At 39.9% G+C, this 18,866-nt stretch carries 19 protein-coding genes; 2 read left to right on the plus strand and 17 right to left on the minus strand.

Annotated features, from left to right (window positions below):
- Positions 1-164 precede the first annotated feature (164 nt).
- On the minus strand, positions 165-440 hold the full coding sequence (locus M3226_RS21340; RefSeq protein WP_251570449.1) for a DUF1292 domain-containing protein: 276 nt from the start codon (positions 438-440) through the stop codon (positions 165-167).
- A 151-nt stretch (positions 441-591) separates the two neighbouring features.
- On the opposite strand from M3226_RS21340, the gene M3226_RS21345 reads away from it, so the two are divergent.
- On the plus strand, positions 592-888 hold the full coding sequence (locus M3226_RS21345) for a hypothetical protein (protein ID WP_251570450.1): 297 nt from the start codon (positions 592-594) through the stop codon (positions 886-888).
- A 58-nt stretch (positions 889-946) separates the two neighbouring features.
- On the opposite strand, the gene M3226_RS21350 is transcribed toward M3226_RS21345, so the two are convergent.
- The 14 genes from M3226_RS21350 to M3226_RS21415 all read right to left on the minus strand — a co-directional run bounded on the left by M3226_RS21350 (position 947) and on the right by M3226_RS21415 (position 17,173).
- A complete protein-coding gene (locus tag M3226_RS21350) occupies positions 947-2,320 on the minus strand; it encodes a nucleoside recognition domain-containing protein (RefSeq protein ID WP_251570452.1) in 1,374 nt (457 codons plus the stop codon).
- A gap of 2 nt (positions 2,321-2,322) precedes the next feature.
- The gene (locus tag M3226_RS21355) at positions 2,323-3,012 is read right to left on the minus strand and encodes a FeoB small GTPase domain-containing protein (protein ID WP_251570453.1); all 690 of its coding nucleotides are present in this window, start codon (positions 3,010-3,012) and stop codon (positions 2,323-2,325) included.
- Positions 3,002-3,256 carry a FeoA family protein gene (locus tag M3226_RS21360; protein WP_251570454.1) on the minus strand — a complete coding sequence of 85 codons (255 nt, stop codon included), beginning with the start codon at positions 3,254-3,256 and terminating at the stop codon, positions 3,002-3,004. Before M3226_RS21360 ends, M3226_RS21355 begins: the two co-directional genes overlap by 11 nt.
- Positions 3,257-3,385: 129 nt before the next feature.
- Positions 3,386-5,662 (minus strand): ATP-dependent DNA helicase, encoded by a 2,277-nt coding sequence (locus M3226_RS21365; RefSeq protein ID WP_251570455.1) that lies wholly within the window; start codon positions 5,660-5,662, stop codon positions 3,386-3,388.
- A 96-nt stretch (positions 5,663-5,758) separates the two neighbouring features.
- Complete coding sequence (locus M3226_RS21370) at positions 5,759-7,000, minus strand: glutamate-5-semialdehyde dehydrogenase (RefSeq protein ID WP_251570456.1); 1,242 nt, start codon at positions 6,998-7,000, stop codon at positions 5,759-5,761.
- A 7-nt stretch (positions 7,001-7,007) separates the two neighbouring features.
- Positions 7,008-8,120, minus strand: a complete 1,113-nt coding sequence (proB, locus tag M3226_RS21375; protein WP_251570457.1) for a glutamate 5-kinase — start codon at positions 8,118-8,120, stop codon at positions 7,008-7,010.
- A 346-nt stretch (positions 8,121-8,466) separates the two neighbouring features.
- Positions 8,467-8,826, minus strand: coding sequence for a hypothetical protein (locus M3226_RS21380; RefSeq protein ID WP_251570458.1), 360 nt, complete (start codon positions 8,824-8,826; stop codon positions 8,467-8,469).
- A gap of 51 nt (positions 8,827-8,877) precedes the next feature.
- Positions 8,878-9,807: an FAD-dependent oxidoreductase gene (locus M3226_RS21385; RefSeq protein WP_251570459.1), complete on the minus strand. Its 930-nt coding sequence runs from the start codon at positions 9,805-9,807 to the stop codon at positions 8,878-8,880.
- A 51-nt stretch (positions 9,808-9,858) separates the two neighbouring features.
- The gene (locus M3226_RS21390) at positions 9,859-12,105 is read right to left on the minus strand and encodes an AAA domain-containing protein (RefSeq protein ID WP_251570460.1); all 2,247 of its coding nucleotides are present in this window, start codon (positions 12,103-12,105) and stop codon (positions 9,859-9,861) included.
- A 104-nt stretch (positions 12,106-12,209) separates the two neighbouring features.
- Positions 12,210-13,025 (minus strand): uroporphyrinogen-III synthase, encoded by an 816-nt coding sequence (locus tag M3226_RS21395; protein WP_251570461.1) that lies wholly within the window; start codon positions 13,023-13,025, stop codon positions 12,210-12,212.
- A gap of 111 nt (positions 13,026-13,136) precedes the next feature.
- On the minus strand, positions 13,137-14,237 hold the full coding sequence (locus tag M3226_RS21400; protein WP_251570462.1) for a GerAB/ArcD/ProY family transporter: 1,101 nt from the start codon (positions 14,235-14,237) through the stop codon (positions 13,137-13,139).
- Positions 14,234-14,458 (minus strand): hypothetical protein, encoded by a 225-nt coding sequence (locus M3226_RS21405; RefSeq protein WP_251570464.1) that lies wholly within the window; start codon positions 14,456-14,458, stop codon positions 14,234-14,236. Before M3226_RS21405 ends, M3226_RS21400 begins: the two co-directional genes overlap by 4 nt.
- A gap of 4 nt (positions 14,459-14,462) precedes the next feature.
- A complete protein-coding gene (locus M3226_RS21410) occupies positions 14,463-15,617 on the minus strand; it encodes a Ger(x)C family spore germination protein (protein WP_251570465.1) in 1,155 nt (384 codons plus the stop codon).
- The gene (locus M3226_RS21415) at positions 15,614-17,173 is read right to left on the minus strand and encodes a spore germination protein (RefSeq protein WP_251570466.1); all 1,560 of its coding nucleotides are present in this window, start codon (positions 17,171-17,173) and stop codon (positions 15,614-15,616) included. The genes M3226_RS21410 and M3226_RS21415 overlap by 4 nt, the downstream gene beginning before the upstream one ends.
- Before the next feature lie 166 nt (positions 17,174-17,339).
- Between M3226_RS21415 and M3226_RS21420 the strand changes: the two genes are divergently transcribed.
- Entirely contained in the window at positions 17,340-17,633 is a 294-nt protein-coding gene (locus M3226_RS21420) for a hypothetical protein (protein ID WP_251570467.1), read from the plus strand.
- 78 nt (positions 17,634-17,711) lie between these two features.
- Here M3226_RS21420 and M3226_RS21425 read toward each other — a convergent pair whose 3' ends face one another.
- Both M3226_RS21425 and M3226_RS21430 read right to left on the minus strand, forming a co-directional pair.
- Positions 17,712-18,311 (minus strand): branched-chain amino acid aminotransferase, encoded by a 600-nt coding sequence (locus M3226_RS21425; protein WP_251570468.1) that lies wholly within the window; start codon positions 18,309-18,311, stop codon positions 17,712-17,714.
- Between the two features lie 141 nt (positions 18,312-18,452).
- A complete protein-coding gene (locus M3226_RS21430) occupies positions 18,453-18,839 on the minus strand; it encodes a hypothetical protein (RefSeq protein ID WP_251570469.1) in 387 nt (128 codons plus the stop codon).
- Between the last annotated feature and the right edge of the window lie 27 nt (positions 18,840-18,866).

Below are 18,866 nucleotides of genomic sequence, written 5' to 3' on the forward strand. Positions count from 1 at the left end.
GGACTATAATAGATAGACTCAATTGGATTTAATCGGTTTTTAGTACGCATAAATAAACACCAACTTTAATGATTTATAAGTCTATTATAACTCATTATTACCGTTGGTGTTATTTATTCCGTGTAAGAAAAAAAAAGAGAGGCATGAACTCCTCTCTTAATAAATCATTCTTCTTCTTCATCCATCATTTCATCAAAGGCAGCGGAAACTTTATCAAATTCCTCATCGTTTTCGATGGCGGTGAAATCACCATCTTCATCTACCTTTAAAAAGAAGATATCGATATCTTCCTCCGTTTCTTCCTGTCTAACGTCATCGGCAAATGCAACCGCAACATAGTCATTTCCTTCAATCGTCATAACACCTAATACTTCTACTTCCTGCTCTTCGTTACTTTCATCACTAATGGTAAAGATTTCGCCTACTTCAATTTTGCTCACCTTAAACTCCCCTTTACTAAAAAAATAAATACTTAAGACAGTATCTCATAAAAGCATGTCCATACCAAATTGTACCCATTTTTATGGTAGTATAAAAGGTATTGAGCATTGATTTAAAAATTTATAAAAGCTTTGAAGGAGAAATACTAAAATGAATTCAAAAGAATTAGAAGAAAAAATAATTCAGCACTACCAAGGTGAAGAAAAAATGATGATTCTTGTTTTTGCCCAGTGGTGTGTGAATCATGACCTAGATCCCGAAGAATTATATTTAAGAGCTTATCCGAACCAATCGTCCAATCCGGCATTAAGTGAGGCGATCGAATTGACAGTACCAAAAGAGGAAGCAGGGGAAATTGCTGACCAAACACTGCTTGGTGTACTCTCATTATTCGGAAACGATGATCTTGCCTTTGTCGTTACAGAGGAAATACAAAAGAGGAAATAATGCTCAAAAATACCCTCAAATTTCAATTTGAGGGTATTTTTTTAATTTCTTTTATCATCTATACTAAGTCAAACATTCTAACAGCTTGGGTAATAATGAATGGGATGAAGATGGCGATGACGGTTGGAATCAGAAAGGCTAAGAACGTCCATTTCTTACTTTTCGTTTCTTTAAAGATATTTAATAGCGTAGTTCCGCATGGATAATGGAGAAGGGAGAATAACATCATGTTAAGTGCGGTAAGCCACGTCCAGCCATGGTCTAGGAAAATTTGTTTTAAATCAACTAAATTATCCACTTCCGTTAACGAGCCGGTTGATAGGTAGCCCATTAATAGGATTGGAAGAACAATTTCATTGGCGGGAAGCCCTAAGATAAACGCCATCATGATATAACCATCAAGACCAAGCGTTTTTCCAAACGGATCTAGAAAATTCACGGCGTACATAAGGATACTAGTGTCCCCAATATAAATGTTGGCAAACACCCAGGTCAGAATGGCCGCTGGAGCAGCGACTTTAACCGCACGCATTAAGACGGACCAGGACTTTGTTAAAGAAGAACGGATTACCGTATCCAAGATTTTAGGTTTTCGGTAAGGCGGCAGCTCTAACGTATAATGAGTAGGTATTCCTTTAAGGGCTGTTTTAGACAGCGCCCAAGAGACAAAGAAAGTCACGATAATCCCAAATAAGACAATCCCTACGATTACCCCGGTGGTAACCAATGATTTTAACCCTCCTGTAAAATTGGCAGCCATAAATAATGAAGCTAATACAATCAAAGTTCCCCAGCGTCCATTACAAGGAACAAAATTGTTGGTTAATATGGCAAGCATTCTTTCCCTTGGTGATTCTATGATTCTAGTCGAGATGACGGCGGCAGCGTTACAGCCAAACCCCATGGCCATCGTTAACGATTGCTTCCCGTGAGCTCCGACCCGTTTAAAAAGTCGATCCATATTAAAAGCAACCCTCGGCAGATAGCCATAATTCTCTAATAACGCGAAGGCTGGGAAAAAGATTGCCATTGGCGGCAGCATCACACTAATTACCCATGTTGTTCCGCGGTATAAACCTAACACTAAGATACCGTGGAGCCAATCTGGTGCATGAATTGCATGGAAGAAGGTTGTTATTTGCCCTTCAATCCACCCAAATAATTCTGCAAGCAAAGAAGATGGAATATTCGCTCCAGCAATGGTTAAGTAAAATAACACACCTAACATAGTAATCATAATCGGGAAGCCAAAGATAGGCGAAGTGAAAATGCTGTCAAGTTTTTCTGTCCGGGTATCCTGCTTGGATTTTGTATAGGAGATTCCTTCATTGCATAATTGACGGCTGCGATCATATAGCTGCTCGACAATGTCGTCACGCAATTTGGACGTCGATAAGGCCTGTGCCTCTGTATAAAGCTCTTGAATACTCATGTCTATACTACCTCCGGCACCAATCGTTTAGTGATTTCTTTTAAAAGTGTCTCATCTCCATCTAGTAATCTTAATGAAACCCAGCGAGAAGATATGTGATTGCCAACCAATTCACGGACCTTTGGTTCAATGATGTTTATCTTTTCTTCAATTTCATCCGGATATTTCATCTGTAAGGGATTGCATTCGATTTTTCCTGTTACTATTCGATCAATCGTATCAAGTAACATAGGAAAGCCCTTTTTATTTCTGGCCGAAATTTTTATCACCGGAACTCCTAACCGGTTAGTCAACAGCCGTTCATTGATGTGAATTCCCTGCTGCTCTGCGACATCAATGAGATTAATGCAAATCACAACATTTTTCGTCATTTCTAACACCTGCAAGGCAAGATTAAAATTCCGCTCCAATGAGGTTGCATCCAAGACCACAAGAGTAACATCCGGTTTTTCGAAGACTATATAATTTCTAGCAACCTCTTCATCTGTTGAATTTGAAAACAGGGAATAGGTCCCTGGCAAATCAATTAAATGGAAGATTTTATCCTTAAACGGAACACTGCCTTCCGCAAGGGTAACCGTCTTCCCTGCCCAGTTTCCAGTATGCTGTCTAAGACCTGTTAATGCATTAAATAAGGTGCTTTTCCCTGTATTCGGGTTACCTGCTAAGGCGATTCTGTATTCATTCCCCATTTGACAACAGCTCCCCTTCAATTCGTGAACTTTCCTCTTTCCGGAGGGCAATCGTCGTCTGGCTGACCCGGAAGGCAATCGGATCGCCCAATGGACTTTTCCGGACCACTTCTACTAACGCCCCTGAAACAAATCCTAAATCTAATAATCTTCTTCTCATGACACCTTCTATGTTTAAGGACGTAATTTTAATTACATTTCCTTTTTCCCCATTCACTAATTTAATTTTTTTAGGTTTATCCATCTCTCTTTCCCCTTTTCTAAAGTTTTTCCCGTGCGCAACTTTTTCTTTAATTATATGAGAATTTTAAGAATAATGTCACGAAAAATATAAAAAAAAAGCAGCCTTTTTTTGGCCGCTTTAAAACGTTCATTATATAATCCTAAATTGTCTCCATTCACTTGGCAATAACTGTTGATACTGCCTATGCAAGAAACGGTCATCGACTAAAACAATCGTCCCGTGATCCTGTTCAGAGCGAATCAATCTCCCGCCTGCTTGTAATACCTTATTGATCCCCGGATAGACATAAGCATATTCATACCCGTTTTTCCCCTGGGAGGAAAAATGATCCTTGATCATATTTCTTTCAAAACAAACCTGTGGTAAGCCAACACCAATCACCACTACTCCATTTAAACGATCACCCACTAAATCAACACCTTCTGAAAAAACCCCGCCTAGAACGGCAAATCCAAGCAATGTCTCTGTTTGGTTCGGCTTAAATGCTGCTAAAAAGTCTTCTCTTTTACTCTCCGTCATACTTGGTTCTTGAATGAGTGTCCGCGTGTTAACATCGATCTGTTTAAACTGTTCGTAAACGGCCAGTAAATATTGATAGGATGGAAAGAAAATCAGGTGATTACCTGGCTTTTTCTTTAGCATGGATTGAATAACGGAAATAATCTCATCCCTTGTTCGCTCCCGATCACGGTACCGTGTTGACAATGATTTGATCAAGACATCCACCTGCTCTTCATTAAAAGGAGAGGGAATGCTTAGTAAATAATCCCCTTCACTGCCGCCAAGAATATCTTGATAATAGGCCATCGGCGAAAGAGTGGCGGAAAAAAAGATCTTGGCGCGGTAGCCTTTACCCATTTGACGAAGGAGCGACGAGGGATCAATGCAAAACAACTTAATTTTTAGATCGTTTCGATCTTTTTCTGCATAAATGACAAAATGTTCATTGAGCAGTTCAGTTATTTTTAAAAATTGATTGACCATAAAATACGTTTCTAGTAATAATGGTGAGGTTTCTAATTGGAGAACTTGTTCTGCTGTTATGGCAAATTGGCGAGTTTGTTCTAAAAAGGCATCCTCCAGCTGTTCCAACACAAACTCCTTTTGGTTCTCGTTCATCTTCTTCATTTTAATAAACCAGGCATTTATATTGCTGGCAGTATCGTAAATGGTTGGGTTAACTCCCTTAAAGTCTTTTTTTAATTGAAGGAACGGCTCCTTATTTAAGGAAGCAGAAAACATCTCCCTGCCGCGGTCGACAAGATTGTGTGCTTCATCCACTAATAAAGCAGTTGATTTCTTTTGCTCTTCTAACAACCGTTTTAATGAGACCCGCGGATCAAAGAGATAATTATAGTCACATATAATTGCATCCACCGAATAGGCGAGATCGATGGAATATTCAAATGGGCAAACTTTATGCTTCCGTGCATATCTCTCGATCACCTCACGTGTAAGCTGATTATCATTTAATAAAATATCGAGAATCGCTTCATTTATCCGATCATAATAACCATTCGCAAACTCACAAAATTCTTTTTGACATTTGGTTTCCTCTTGAAAACAAACCTTGTCCTTCGCCGTAATGGTAACCGTCTTGGCAATTAATCCGCAGGAACCCATCCGGGCAAACGCTTCTTCCGCTGACGTACGGGTAATGGTTTTGGCAGTGAGATAGAAAACACGGTTTAACTGCCCTTCTCCGATTGCCTTCATAGCAGGAAAGAGTGTGGAGATCGTCTTTCCAATCCCTGTTGGGGCTTTCGCAAATAAGTTTTTATTGTCGACGATCGTCTTATAAACGGCTCCAGCCAATTTCCGCTGCCCATTGCGATACGATTTAAATGGAAATACTAGTTCTTTACAGCTTTCATCTCGTTCCTTACGATGATTGTGAAGTAGTTTGGCGTAGGGAAAATAGCCTTGGACAACCTCCCATGCAAAGCTCTCAAGCTCGGAAAATGTATAGTTTCGGATAAGTGATTTTTTTTCTTCCGTATCAACGTGGACATAGGTTAACTGAACATTAATGTCTTTAAGTTCCCTATCCATTGCCACGATATAAGCATACATTTTGGCCTGGGCCCAGTGTACAGGGTAGCCTTCTGGTTCAAGTTGATCAAGCGGCTGGGAAAAAGATTTAATTTCGTCTATGATAACTTTGTCATCGTGGAATAAAAGCCCGTCACATCTGCCTTCAATTAAGAAAGTGAGACCTTCATACCGAATCCCGGTGCTTAAAGTTACTTCCTTTTGGTCACCCTCTTGATAGGTCTTTTGAATTTTTTGATGGATCCTTGTCCCATCAATCATTGCAGTTGTTGAGCGGAAACGGGCATCTATACTGCCGCTCTTGAAAACATGTTCTACAAGTGTTCTTACTGATATTTGAATGTCTTCTGACACAAATTCACCAACTTACTATATGAGAATATATGTTTGTATTTAATTATACCAGAAGGTCAAAAAAAAATAGCGCATTTCTGCGCTATTTGCTAAAATTTATGATCTGATTTGACCTGTTCCCCGGACAATAGCCTTCGTGGTTGTTAACGCCTTAAGACCCATTGGGCCGCGGGCATGAAGTTTTTGTGTGCTTATCCCAATTTCTGCCCCATAACCAAATTGTTCTCCATCCGTGAAACGAGTCGACGCATTGTGATAAAGTACGGCTGCATCGATAGCTTGGAAAAATAAACGGACATTTTCATCATTTTCACCAATGATGGCTTCAGAATGCTTCGTTCCATATTGGTCAATATGAGTAATCGCTTCTCTAACATCGCTAACTTGTTTCACTGCTAAAATAGGGGCTAAAAATTCACTGGCCCAATCTTCCTCGGTTGCTGGTTTTACATACGAATAAGCTGAAACTAACGAATCATCACCGCGCAGCTCTACTCCTTTATCCTGTAAACGAGTTAATAATTCTGATGTATAAGGCCAGTTTTCATGAACTAAGACTGTTTCGGCAGCATTACAAACGGATGGACGATGTAATTTTGCATTGATGGCAATTTCAATCGCCATTTCTTTGTCGGCGGTTTCGTCAATAAAAACATGGCAGTTTCCAACACCTGTCTCCAATACAGGTACAGTCGCATTCTGAACAACTGTTTGAATCAATCCCGCCCCGCCGCGTGGAATGAGCACATCAAGATATTCATTTAGTCTAAACATTTCAGCAGCTGTTTCGCGGCTGGTATCTTCCAGCAATTGAACAGCATCCTCTGGAATCGCCGTCCCTTTTAAGGCGTCACGCATTACCTGAACAAGGGCCTTATTGGAATGAATTGCTGAAGAACTACCCCGCAATAGCACAGCATTTCCCGCTTTTAGACAAAGACTTCCGGCATCCACCGTAACATTTGGACGTGCCTCGTACACCATGCCTACCACTCCAAGCGGGACACGAATCGTTTCAATCTGTAACCCGTTTGGCCTCTCCCAGGCTTCTATTGTTTCTCCGATTGGATCATTTAACTGAACTAATTGCCTCACACCATCCACAATCTGTTCAATTCTTTCACCTGTTAAAAGCAAGCGATCAAGAAGGGATGATGAAAGTCCTCTGTTCTTGCCTGCCTCAATATCCTTTGCGTTTTCGCTCAAAATGAATTCTTTTTCCGTTAAAAGATGATCCGCTACTTTCAATAGTGCATCATTCTTTTCAACCGTTGATATCATTCCTAATTGTTTTGACGCTTTTTTTAATTTCTTTGCTTTTTCCAACAGTTCGCCCATTCCCCAATCACTCCTTTGGTAATTTAACCCAATTGTCTCGATGGATCACTTCAGCTTTTTTATTAATAGAAAAACTTTTCGCTTGTTCACTAGGTAAGCCTTTGACACTAATTAAATCCTCAGCTGAATAAAAAACCTGTCCTTTACCGACTAATTTCCCTTTTTGATTTCTAACTTCCACGACATCCAAGGCATTAAAGTCCCCATTCACATTCGTTACTCCGACAGGTAATAAACTTTTCCCATGGAAAAGAATTGCATTTTCCGCCCCATCATCGATTTCAATCACTCCGCCAACTTGGGAATGATAAGCAATCCACTGCTTCCTCATTTGCATTTGGGTATGGAAGGGTCCGCCAATATAGGTACCATCCCCTTTACCTGCAAGAATATCAGCAAGCTTTTCCTTCCCTTTCCCTGTACCAACAAAAACGCTGACCCCGAGGGATAGAGCCTTTTTAGCAGCCAGCAATTTTGATTTCATGCCGCCAGTGCCAACGGATGAACCACTTTCCCCAGCAAAACTGAGAAGCTCATCCGAAACCTCCGGGATGAAATTAAACTTTTTAGCATCCTTTGATACGTTGGGATTCCCATCATAAAGCCCATTAATATCTGTTAATATAATCAAGGCATTCGCATGTAAAAAGCCGCTGACGAGTGCAGATAGCAAGTCGTTGTCACCAAAGGTCAATTCCTCAATGGAAACCGAATCATTTTCATTGATAATCGGCAAAACGCCCCGCCCGAGCAGCTCATGAATGGTAGAAAATAGATTTTGAAATCTTGTTTGGCTGTAAAAATCTTCTCTCGTTAATAACATTTGTGCTGGCATCATCTTAAACTCTTTAAAAAGTTCAATGTAATGCTGCATTAAAAGCCCTTGCCCGACTGCAGCGGCCGCCTGTTTCCCAGCTGTCGTTTTGGGTCTAGTCGGATAGCCTAGTGAGCCAAATCCTGCTGCAACTGCACCGGATGAAATCAAAATGACTTCATGTCCTTGAGCTTTTAGGCAGGCAAGTGCCTCGACATGATCACGCATTTTTTCTTCGGAAATGGTTCCCTTAGCATTTGTTAATGAACTGCTTCCAATTTTTACGACCACCAGCTGTTTTTTCATTTAAGTACGACCTTTCATTTTTAAAAATAAAAAAAACGATTCTTCTGTCCTTAAAAAAGGACGGAAAAATCGTTTCCGCGGTACCACCTTCATTGATGCAAGTGCATCCTCTTCAACCCGTAACGAGGGGGACGGCTTATGTTTGCATAAGCAGCTTTCAAGGGCAGGTTCAACCATCTTTCCGTGAGAAACCTTTCAGCCTGTGGGTTTCACTCTCTAACACATTCCAATGATTTACTAGTCCCATACCATTTACTATTTTTATTTATTTGATTATCTATAGAAAAGGGCAAATTGTCAAGAAGGAAAACGAATATAAGCAAGATATTTTTTATTTTTTCAACTATTATGAATCTACCTTTTCGGCATCGTTATTTTTATGATTTAAAACTTTTCTGATTGTCGATGGTTTAAAAAGGATAGCTGCTGGACTTACTAGATTTGTAACCTTTACTAGATCTTTATAGATCAATTTATTTTTTGACGACAGTAAAAATATCTTTTTCACATACCATTGTAGAAACTTTAATCCTACTGGTTTTTTCCCTTTCACCCCATCAAATCGAAAATCCTCACAAAGGACCATAAACCAAGCAGGTGCAATGATTTTTGCCAATTGTTTCTGTAATTTTTTCAATTGGCTCGATGGGGAGGTTGAAGCAATGTAATCTCTAATTGCCAATGCTTCTATTGCTGCAATACTCATCCCTTGTCCAAACACTGGGTCAATGCGGCAGAGCGAATCACCCGCAACTAATTATCCAGCAGGTAGATTTACTCGCTCAAAATGGCGCCACATGATTTGAGGAACTTGATAAATTGCGGTTTCAGATTCAGAGGTACCTTTTTGTAATGCTTGATAGATATCAGGTAGTGGTAACATGGCCGTCTTATTAATAAAGCCCTGTACATCTTTTAGCTCAGCAGGATTTAAGCTATTTAAATAACCATTGAGCGTCACAATACATTGATTGTTTTCGACCATTGACAAGGTACCGCCAATTGTTTCCTTGCCGGGATTTGGGTAAATAATTTTTATTTTAAAATCATCTGGAGGCTCTGGGAGTGTAAATTTTCGTGTGGCATAACAAAGTCCTATGTCAACCTTTTCCTCAGGTACCGTTTGCCCCTGCTTCTCCAGCCATCCTTGCGTAAATGAAGCTGAGCCACTAGTGTCAATCACTAAATCTCCAATTAATGTTTTAATTTTATTTTCTTGCAGAACTTCTACACCATAGACGTGTGCTTGATCGTCCGCTAATAAAAAGGATTGTACCTTTGTTCCATATGTGTAAGTAATATTTGCAATTTGGTTTACCCTTTCCTCGACATAGGTTTCGAGCAAAGGTCTTGTCTGTAAGAGTGTTGTATCACCGCTTTTAAACCGCAATTTCCAAACCCCATGATGAAACCACGCAAGATCCCGAAGTGAATCTATTTTAATCGATCCTCGTTTTACCATATCTTTTTGAAACCCGGGAAATAATCTTTCTAATGCATGGTCACCTGCATGCAGGAGAGCATGGATGTGGTGGGCCTGAGGAACACCTTTTCTAACAGTGCTCTTATTTTCAGGCTGAGGATCCTTCTCCAAGATTTGAACATGATGAAAATAGGGGGATATTGCCGCGGCAATCAATTTCCCTGCCATTCCCCCGCCGATAATAATTACTTGTTCACGCTTCAACTTTCTTCTTTCCCCTTTTTTGTCTATATTTTTACTATAGCAAGTGGATCATTACTCTTTCGTTATAATTTGGTTTAAAAGATAATTAGAAACCTTCACCGACTCAAGTCTTGCTGCCACGTAGGGCGGCTGGATTTCCTTGGCTCCTTCTAACGGCAGACCCAGCCATAAAAGAGCCTCATCGATTATGATAAATGGAAACGGAAAAGTCTCAACAATTCTCTGCTCAGGCTGCAGGTTTTGCCATTGCTCGTTTGAAACCACGGTTAATTTTACTGATTTACTTCGACTTTTTAGCTTCTCTTCCCATACTGCGGTAAGTCTAGTTTGTGCTGGCAAAGATAGAACGATTGATTCCCTTACAGAATCAAGATCCTGGAAAACTTTTTCTAGCCTGCGAGCGTGCATCCATTGTAATTGAGGATGCTGATGTCTAATCCACGTTCCAATATCTTTTGTTTCCACCAATTGCTGTTTCTTAACCTGATGGTCCACAAGCTGTCTCAGAGTTTTCCCTTGAAAAACATGCCTGCGGATAAAGGACTGATTGCTGACATGGATGAACTTCCCTCTTGTTCGAGTAATAGCAACGTTTATTAACCGTTCACTATCCTTACCTGTTACGAGCATGCCTGCCCGAGTTTGCGGCGCCCCCTCGACTGTATCAAAGATCATAACATCCCGCTCGCTGCCCTGAAATCGATGAACCGTGGCAGCAATAATATCCGCGAGTCTACGCTCTTTTTCATATAAATCTTCAAGAATCAAGTCCATTAACTGGGCTTGGGCGCGATACGGAGTCACATAACCAATCGACCGCAGCCCACTCACATAAGACTCGTGAATTAGCTGAAACGATAACAACGACTGCCATATATTCATCCTTGATTGCGAGGTCCTCTCCGTTATACAATGTGCCCCTGTTAAACTGGTGTCAACCAGAGTCGAGGAACGGTTTGGGAATGGTGCACTTTCAACAATTTTATTCCGGCTCTTCCAAACACTTTCATGATCGCCAACTAGTGATTGATAGATATATTGATTAGTGAAGGCGGAGATATCTGGATGCATCCGGCGTTGTTCTTTCAGTAAGAATAAATGGGGGTGCAGCTTACCATCCTTTACCCAGTCCACAATACCCGCGCGGTGAAATATATCCTCTTTCAACCACTCCTTTACTAGAGGGTCTCTTGAAGCTGCAATTGGCGGAAGCTGCTTAAAATCACCGCAGATAATCACCCGTTTTCCAAGTGCAGCAGCAAATGCTGCCTGTGGGACATAAGCCATACTCGCCTCATCAACGATTACCACATCAAACGTTTTTTCAAAGATCGCTGGATCACTAGCAGCTTTGGCAAGAGTTGTCCCAACTACAAAGGCATCTTCAACAAATTGGATCTCCTTTTGACGTATCTTTTCAAGCACCCTGGCAATTTTCGTTTCAAGCTCTAATAGTTGATTGGTATCCCTTTTGCTGAATGAGCGTGCTATGTCCTGCTTTAAATGCTTCCGCTCTTCGAGTAATGTCACCTTCTCTTCGGCAAGACCCGGATCTTGCTTTTCGAGTAATTCGCTTGTCGTAACAGCTTCCCGATCGGCAAACTGTTCACTTGTTCCAAACCCATAGCGAAGGACATCGCCTTCTCGAAACCGATTTTTCTTTTTAATAAAATCGGATAGTTCACCAATTAGAACATCCACTGCCTGGTTGCTATGTGATAAAATAAGAACCCGCTTTTCTTGAAAATATCTATTTGCAGCCGTTCTGGCGAGTGTATAGGTTTTGCCAGTACCAGGCGGCCCCCATACAAAGGTGACCGGATTATATTTGGAACGCAGAACTAGCTCATGGACGGTGCTCTTAATTTTTTCAACAGGATGTGTGGCTGGCATAGAGGGATCTATTAATTTCTTAACTCGCAGCCGCTTTTGTTTATCTTTTTTGATTTCATCAAGTCGTTCTATCAACTGCTCCAGCAATTCCCACGGATCATGATACAAAGTGGCTTCTGAAATTAAGTCGCCAAACGATTGTTCCAGCGCTATGATGACCCCTATTCCTTCTGATGACAGGATCCGTCCATTTTGGGAAATCCCACCCCACTCGAGTCTAATAGTAGAACCAACTGGTATCCGTAATGATGACGATGTTTCAAAATAATAAGAAAAAGAACCATCCGTTGATAACAGCCGGCCATTGCTAACCAAGTATTTATTGCTGCCGAACTTTTTTAAATAATTGATTTCATTCTGGAGGGCTTGCTGCCACTCCTTTAGATAAGAAACTACTGTGGTCATTATTTCTCTTCCTTTAAGGGCAATTCCTTTAGATACTATAGCATGTTAGTTTGAAAAAGAAAAAAGCATCCGAATCCAAAACGAATGCTTTGATAGATTACAAGTTAAATGTCTGCCTTCAAATAATAATTCGCAAGGGTAATGATCATCGCACCCATTCGTTCATTTTCTGGTGCTAGAACGCGGTCAATTCCTTCTTCCGTAAGGGCTTCTAAAGTTACTTTTCCAACAGCAACGGCTAGTGTTTGATCCTTAAAAGCTCCAACGATTTCTTTATAACTATTAGTTTTCCTAGCATAATCGAAAAGGGAACGAACCTGAACCGCAGTTGTAAAACAAACGGCGTCACACTCCTCAGTGATAAGCTCCTTGCATAAGGTCTTGACGGTTTCCACTTCTGGTTCAATATGTTGATATGGCAGTATTTTTTGAACCACTGCACCTTGGTCTTCAAGGAATTGAGTTAGAACAGGTGCCGTTTCTCCATGAAGCTGAACCATGACTCGTTTTCCGCTAAAGTCAACTCCTTCAAAGGCACGAACTAAGCCTTTTGTTGTCCCGTCATCAGATGCAGCAAGCGGTTTGATTGTTAATTTTTTCAGAGCTGCCAGCGTTTTATACCCACGAGAAGCAACCTTTGCATTGCGGATTTTTTCGATAAAAGCTTCTTCTAATCCCAGCTTCGCTGCAATATTAACCAAGGTGTCTATCCCAATTCCTGTTGTAAAAATAACCCAGTCAGCACCGTTTTCGATAAATTCAAGCACATCCGGCTCAACTTCCTTTTCAGCTAAAAATACGGTCCCCTGCAGAGAACGTATAATAGGTATACCGCCTTGTTTTTCAATTATTGTACTCATTTCTTCAAGTTTGCGTGTACCGCCAACCACAATTCGTTTTCCTGATAGACCCTTTTCCATTTCTGTACCTCACAATTTTTTTTATTATAATGTAACATAAAAAATGAAGGAGAAGTGGCTCTCCCTCATTTTTTCTTCCACTAGTAATCAAATTTCCACAACTTGAAATTTCTAGGTTTTAGCCTCATTATGTTCTACCCTCATTTTTACATTTCTTTTAACAAAAAGGAAGATAAACAGTAACATCAGCTGTAAGATAAGTCCGATAATATTCCAAGTATAGAAAGAAAAACGTAAAAGATCCATGGTATTCTTAAACATTAAGATCGATAAATACCCAATAATAAAGGCAATAGGAAATAAGAACTTATTCGTGTTTCCCTTGTAAAGATAGCTAAAGCAGTGATTGATTGCATAAAGAAGAAAAGCAACCTTCGTAAAAATCGTTGGGAGCCACACTACAGTGATTACCAAATCGAGCCGATCAAGAAAATCGGTAATATTAATTTGTTGAATAAGCATAAGACTTGGATAGGTAGATTCGCGGATGATTCTTGTTCCTAAAACCGCCAAGGCCGAAAACAGTACTACAAAGAAAAGAAATAATCCAAGCCCTGTTCCAATAATGACAGCTCGTCGTGCTCTTTTAGCTGGATTGATGTTGGAAATAATGATTAAAAAAAATAAAATTTCCCCCATCCAAGAGAAGGTGACATAAAAGGCTCTTAGAATCGCCGGAATAGATTCCCATCCGAACAGGGGCTGCAGATTTCCGAAATTCCATTCATTCAATAGTAAGAAAGGCAGCATGGCCACAATGATAAATAATATTGAAAAAGTGATCCCGGTGACTCTAGCTACCACCTCAAGCCCAGAAATTGCGATATAAACAATTACTAACATGGACAGAACCATTAAGATATCATTTGGTGTCGTTGGTAAAAGGACTGTTGCAACAAAGTCTATCATTCCTCTTAAATCCCTGACGATGGTGAAAATAACAAACAGAAGGAAGAACATGATAAAGACCTTTTCAATCCATTTACTTTTACTACCAATTAAAAGAACGTTTTGTAACCATTCGATATTTTTGTTTTTCCCAAAAACAATAAAAATCAAAGATATTAATATGGGATACATGATAATCGGCACTATCCAAGCATTTTGATCACCTTGTTGTAAAATAATTTGTGGCAGGCTTATGACAGGCCCGGCAAAGATTAAATTGGCAACCAAGAGGGCCAATTGGACATCAGATATTTTTTGTTTCATAATTTCACAACCATTCTCGAAATGCCTTCAAATGTTACATTTAAAAATGTAGTGACGGTACTGAGTGATAGGTGAAATAAATCCAAGATGGACATAGCAAAAGCTATACCCACCCATAAGTAAACCCATTTTCGTTCTTTTTTACTGATAATTTCTTTTTTAAAGACAAATAAAACATAGAGCATGAGACATAACCATACAACAATCATCCCTATTTTCATACTGTCATTCCTTTTCAATGATTCCTATATTCGTTGTTCTTTGGATATCTGCATCTACTTTCACAGTTACTTTTAAGTTTGGCAGAGTTTTTGGCCAGTCATTCTTCCAATTATGTTCCCACTCTTGATGTTTATTTTTAAAAAGATACCAGCCGAACCCAAAAACATCTATACCTTGTGAGTGAGCATGATTTAAAATTGCTTGAATTTGTTCTTTGATTTGACTCTCCATTTTACTAATAATCAATCGATACGTTTTGGGATCCTCGATTCGATAGTTTGGCTCATTTTCAAATAAAACGCCTGCGGCCCTGACTGTCAGGAGGAAGGTGGGTTTTCCATCGACAATCTTCAAAGTGGGTTCCGTTTGATTCTCAAATATCTGCACCGAAATCTCCTCATTCTTTGCGACCGGAAAAGAGGCAGATTTCTTTTGCATTTTTTCAAATAACCATAATATACCTTCACTTTCATTGGAATTGGAAGAAAAGGCAAGCTTGTCTTCTTTAAAAACTGCAAAGCTCTCCATTTGAACTTCTTTTTTGTTTTTATCGTCCTTCGTTGTACCAGCAGCATTAACGATTGGAATGACTATGTCTTTCCCATCCCGATACAAATCTTGTAGAGCTTCTCGAGCTGTCATATTAATACTGTTTTTAGACATTTCTCTCATACCTTCACCCGAATATTGTTCCATTCTCGGCTGTGTCTTCAATAGTTTCACGGCATCACCCTTAGAGATGAGCAAAAAGGTTGAAATCCTTGACCGGGGCTGTGTAAAAATGGCATTTAAAGACTTCTTAATCCCCTCTTTAGCAAGCGAATCCCCGATAATATGAACTCTTCTATGTCCTAAATAAATCCTCCTGGACAACTTAGTTTGTATTTCCTCAATCCCTTGCCGTTCATTACCACCATTTCCTTGAGCGACTAAGTAGGGCCCTTCACCGCTTGTTCCCCCGCCACCGCCGCTTGATCCTGCCCCGCCCATAGAGCTAGGGAGCGGAATTTGTACGGAATAAAGGAATTTGTTCTTTTCCCCTTTATCTACACCAGTGGCGACAACAAATGCAATATCGTTAATCTCTGAGCGGTCCCAACAGCCTGTCAATAAAATGAGCGCGGTTATGCAAGGTAATAACAGACGGATTAATTTCATGACTCATCCCCTTCTTCGCTTCCTTTTCCGGGGCTTGGTTTTAAACCTTTCCCTTCTCGTGTCATATCCACTTTAACGGTTTGATTCGGACGTTGATTCATCGACCACCATGGAACCCGTATAAATACATCCTTGAGTCCTTTCATCGACATTGGAGATACGGGAGATAAATAAGGAATACCAAAGGATCTTAATTTGGATAAATGTGTTAGGATAATCAAGATACCCAAGACAATCCCAAATAAACCGAACATTCCTGCAAGAACAATAAATGGAAAACGCAGGAGCCGAACAGAAATCGCCATATTGAATCTTGGGATAGTAAAAGAAGCGATACCCGTTAAGGAAACGACAATAACCATAGGAGCCGAAACAATTCCTGCCTCAACAGCGGCCTGCCCAATCACAAGTGCTCCCAGGATACTTACAGCTTGACCAACAATTTTAGGCAGCCGTACCCCTGCTTCCCGGAGCGCTTCAAAGGAAATCTCCATTATCATAGCCTCGACAAAAGCTGGAAATGGGATGGCTTCCCTCGCTGATGCAATACTAAACAGCAGGTTAGTCGGAATCATCTCCTGATGATAGGTAGTCACGGCTACATAAATACTTGGTAAGGTAAGAGCAATAAATACAAAGATGATACGAAGCAAACGAAGAAAAATAGATATATGATAACGATGGTAATAATCCTCACTGGCTTGCATGAACTGCCAAAAGGTAGCCGGCATGATGAGGGCGAGCGGGGTCCCATCGATAATAATCGCCACTCTTCCTTCTAACAGATTGGCTGCAATCGTATCTGGGCGTTCAGTATTTTGGATTTGCGGAAATACACTCCAAGGGTTATCCTCAATTAATTCCTCAATATAACCACTTTCCAAAATACCATCAATTTTGATCCGATCGAGCCGTGCCTGAACTTCCTGTAAGAGTTCGGGTGATACCAAACCATCGATGTACATAATCGCAATTCCAGTTCTTGTTTCTTCTCCAACATCTTTAGAAATCGCCTTAAGTCGATTAGAGCGGATCTTATGTCTGACAAGGGCGGTATTCACTCTTAGACTTTCAGTGAGACCTTCACGGGGTCCACGGACAACGGACTCTGTTTCCGGCTCTGATACTCCTCTACGCTGTCCTCCCTTTGCATCAATGATAATTCCGGTTTTCACTTTATCAACTAAAAGGACAGTATTCCCTTTTAATATATTAGTGACCACATCATCAAGCTTGGTTATTTCTTTGACTGAGCTGGCTGAAATAATTCTCTCCAATAAAAAGTCCGCCGTAACCCGATCTTTTTCTACTTCTTTAAGAATCTGGTTTATTCCATGCAACTGGATGCTGTTGGCATCAATCAGACCATCTACAAACAATAGGCAGGCTTCCACCTCTCCAGCAATAATCTGCCGAAAGACGATATCAGAGCAGTCCGCAAAGAGGTGCTTTAATCGATCGATGTTAATGGATAAATTCGCTTCAATTTCCTTTTCCGTTTCTTCATTAGGTATTGACCTTTGTTCGTCTCTAAGTAATTTTTTGAATTTTTTCATCGAAAAACTCCGATTGGGTAAATTTTTAACATTCAGTTTCCAAGATTTCTTATAATAATTTGCTCCAAGGATTGAAAAATATTCCTGTTCTCCCTGAATTTTGACTTGATGTGCTTGGACATACTGATTAGTGTAGAAAAATTTATCGGCTGAAGGAGTGGAGTTAATGTCAGGGCAATTTAGTAATTTTATTAATGAGGTATCTATTCAAGCAAAGATGGAAAATATATGGGGCTTTACATGCAGGTCCTGGGAAAATTGCAATCAGGATACGATTCAATCATTTCTCTCTCAATGTATGGAATATAACATTGATCCGCAATACTGCATGAGCTGGGTAGAACAACATAGAGAGGAAATCCCTAATTGGCAGGAGGTTTCTGAAACCTCACTTGGCTGGGTGAACGAACATACATCGACGGGGTCAGCTATTTCAATTTCAGAACAATCACTAAGTTAGGTATCTATACACTCGGGCATTTGACAAAAAAATCCTAATCAGTCTACAAAGCTGATTAGGATTTTTTGTCTTCCTCCCCTATCGCGCGGGTTCTGAGGCTTCTACCAATTTAAATAAGAAATGATAGATTAACTGGAAGGACTCACCCATTGTCATATCCTCTCGAAAACCTTCTACATAATTCAATGCAAAGTTTAAATTCCATAACCCGTCATCATTACTAAACATTAAATCAAATTTTGCTTCCTCACCTGATAAATGCGTATTTAAATATTCCTTAAGCTGCTTCTCATATTTCTTCTGAAACTTTAACCCGAGCATGACGTCATAGGTTCCGAATACATCATCCACTTCAAGCGAGATCGCATCCACATTGACAAAATCAAACCATCTCGATTCGAAATAAATAAACTCATTTTTATGCTTCTTAAGATAATCAAGTGGTTCAGACAAAAATGCTGATGTTTCATTCTTTAACATATTTTCCGTTTCTTTATCACAACGTTCAATATAAGCGTCATCAAAACGAGTATTTGCATCCTTTTCGACTAAATGACTCTCACCTGCAAGCTGGTTTTGTTCTGCGAATTCTATTTCCTCTCTAAAGAGAACAACCCCTTCAGCAGTTGATTGGCTTTCTTTTTCCAATATGTACTTTTTTATCTTTTCTTTTAACATACTTACCCTCCTATTAGCTACATGTGTTAATATTAAATCACTTTTCAAAAAAAGCAAACTGCGAGAATCATCAAATTAAAGAGGACATAAATGAATGAACCCCCTAGTCATCAGCGGATTAGGGGGTCTTAATAATTCATATTATCTTACAACACTTTTTGAAACATCCCATATAACAAAGTATTTAGAATACTGTCTTGTCAACACGATTGCTTCATTCTCGTCCTTTAGAAAAATTAATCCCGAACCCATCTGCTCCTCAAATTCCCACCCTTTTGACTTCATAAATTCCTTAACTTCGAAAAGTGGGTTCTTTCCTTGGTTCGCGGCTAAATACATGCTCTGTTTTTCTGAATTAAGAAATTGAACGTAGTTAGAATCGGTAGTTTTCAATTTAAGGATAGATACTAGCAGGGGTACAGGGTTACCTTCCTGAAATAAGACAGGACCAAAGAACCCAATAAAAAGTCCAGCAGCGAGTGTCAAACTAAACATCAAAGTGATGATCATTTTTTTCAGCCAGCTCATCCATTTCCCCCCTGTAAAAACCTTCAA

It is taken from the genome of Neobacillus cucumis, assembly GCF_023715505.1.

Bases quoted from the DNA above. Each gene is read 5' to 3' on its own strand.
- M3226_RS21345 (WP_251570450.1), top strand. From the start codon at position 592: ATGAATTCAAAAGAATTAGAAGAAAAAATAATTCAGCACTACCAAGGT.
- M3226_RS21350 (WP_251570452.1), bottom strand. From the start codon at position 2,320: ATGAGTATTCAAGAGCTTTATACAGAGGCACAGGCCTTATCGACGTCC.
- M3226_RS21355 (WP_251570453.1), bottom strand. From the start codon at position 3,012: ATGGGGAATGAATACAGAATCGCCTTAGCAGGTAACCCGAATACAGGG.
- M3226_RS21360 (WP_251570454.1), bottom strand. From the start codon at position 3,256: ATGGATAAACCTAAAAAAATTAAATTAGTGAATGGGGAAAAAGGAAAT.
- M3226_RS21370 (WP_251570456.1), bottom strand. From the start codon at position 7,000: ATGGGCGAACTGTTGGAAAAAGCAAAGAAATTAAAAAAAGCGTCAAAA.
- proB (WP_251570457.1), bottom strand. From the start codon at position 8,120: ATGAAAAAACAGCTGGTGGTCGTAAAAATTGGAAGCAGTTCATTAACA.
- M3226_RS21380 (WP_251570458.1), bottom strand. From the start codon at position 8,826: ATGAGTATTGCAGCAATAGAAGCATTGGCAATTAGAGATTACATTGCT.
- M3226_RS21390 (WP_251570460.1), bottom strand. From the start codon at position 12,105: ATGACCACAGTAGTTTCTTATCTAAAGGAGTGGCAGCAAGCCCTCCAG.
- M3226_RS21395 (WP_251570461.1), bottom strand. From the start codon at position 13,025: ATGGAAAAGGGTCTATCAGGAAAACGAATTGTGGTTGGCGGTACACGC.
- M3226_RS21400 (WP_251570462.1), bottom strand. From the start codon at position 14,237: ATGAAACAAAAAATATCTGATGTCCAATTGGCCCTCTTGGTTGCCAAT.
- M3226_RS21405 (WP_251570464.1), bottom strand. From the start codon at position 14,458: ATGAAAATAGGGATGATTGTTGTATGGTTATGTCTCATGCTCTATGTT.
- M3226_RS21410 (WP_251570465.1), bottom strand. From the start codon at position 15,617: ATGAAATTAATCCGTCTGTTATTACCTTGCATAACCGCGCTCATTTTA.
- M3226_RS21415 (WP_251570466.1), bottom strand. From the start codon at position 17,173: ATGAAAAAATTCAAAAAATTACTTAGAGACGAACAAAGGTCAATACCT.
- M3226_RS21420 (WP_251570467.1), top strand. From the start codon at position 17,340: ATGTCAGGGCAATTTAGTAATTTTATTAATGAGGTATCTATTCAAGCA.
- M3226_RS21425 (WP_251570468.1), bottom strand. From the start codon at position 18,311: ATGTTAAAAGAAAAGATAAAAAAGTACATATTGGAAAAAGAAAGCCAA.
- M3226_RS21430 (WP_251570469.1), bottom strand. From the start codon at position 18,839: ATGAGCTGGCTGAAAAAAATGATCATCACTTTGATGTTTAGTTTGACA.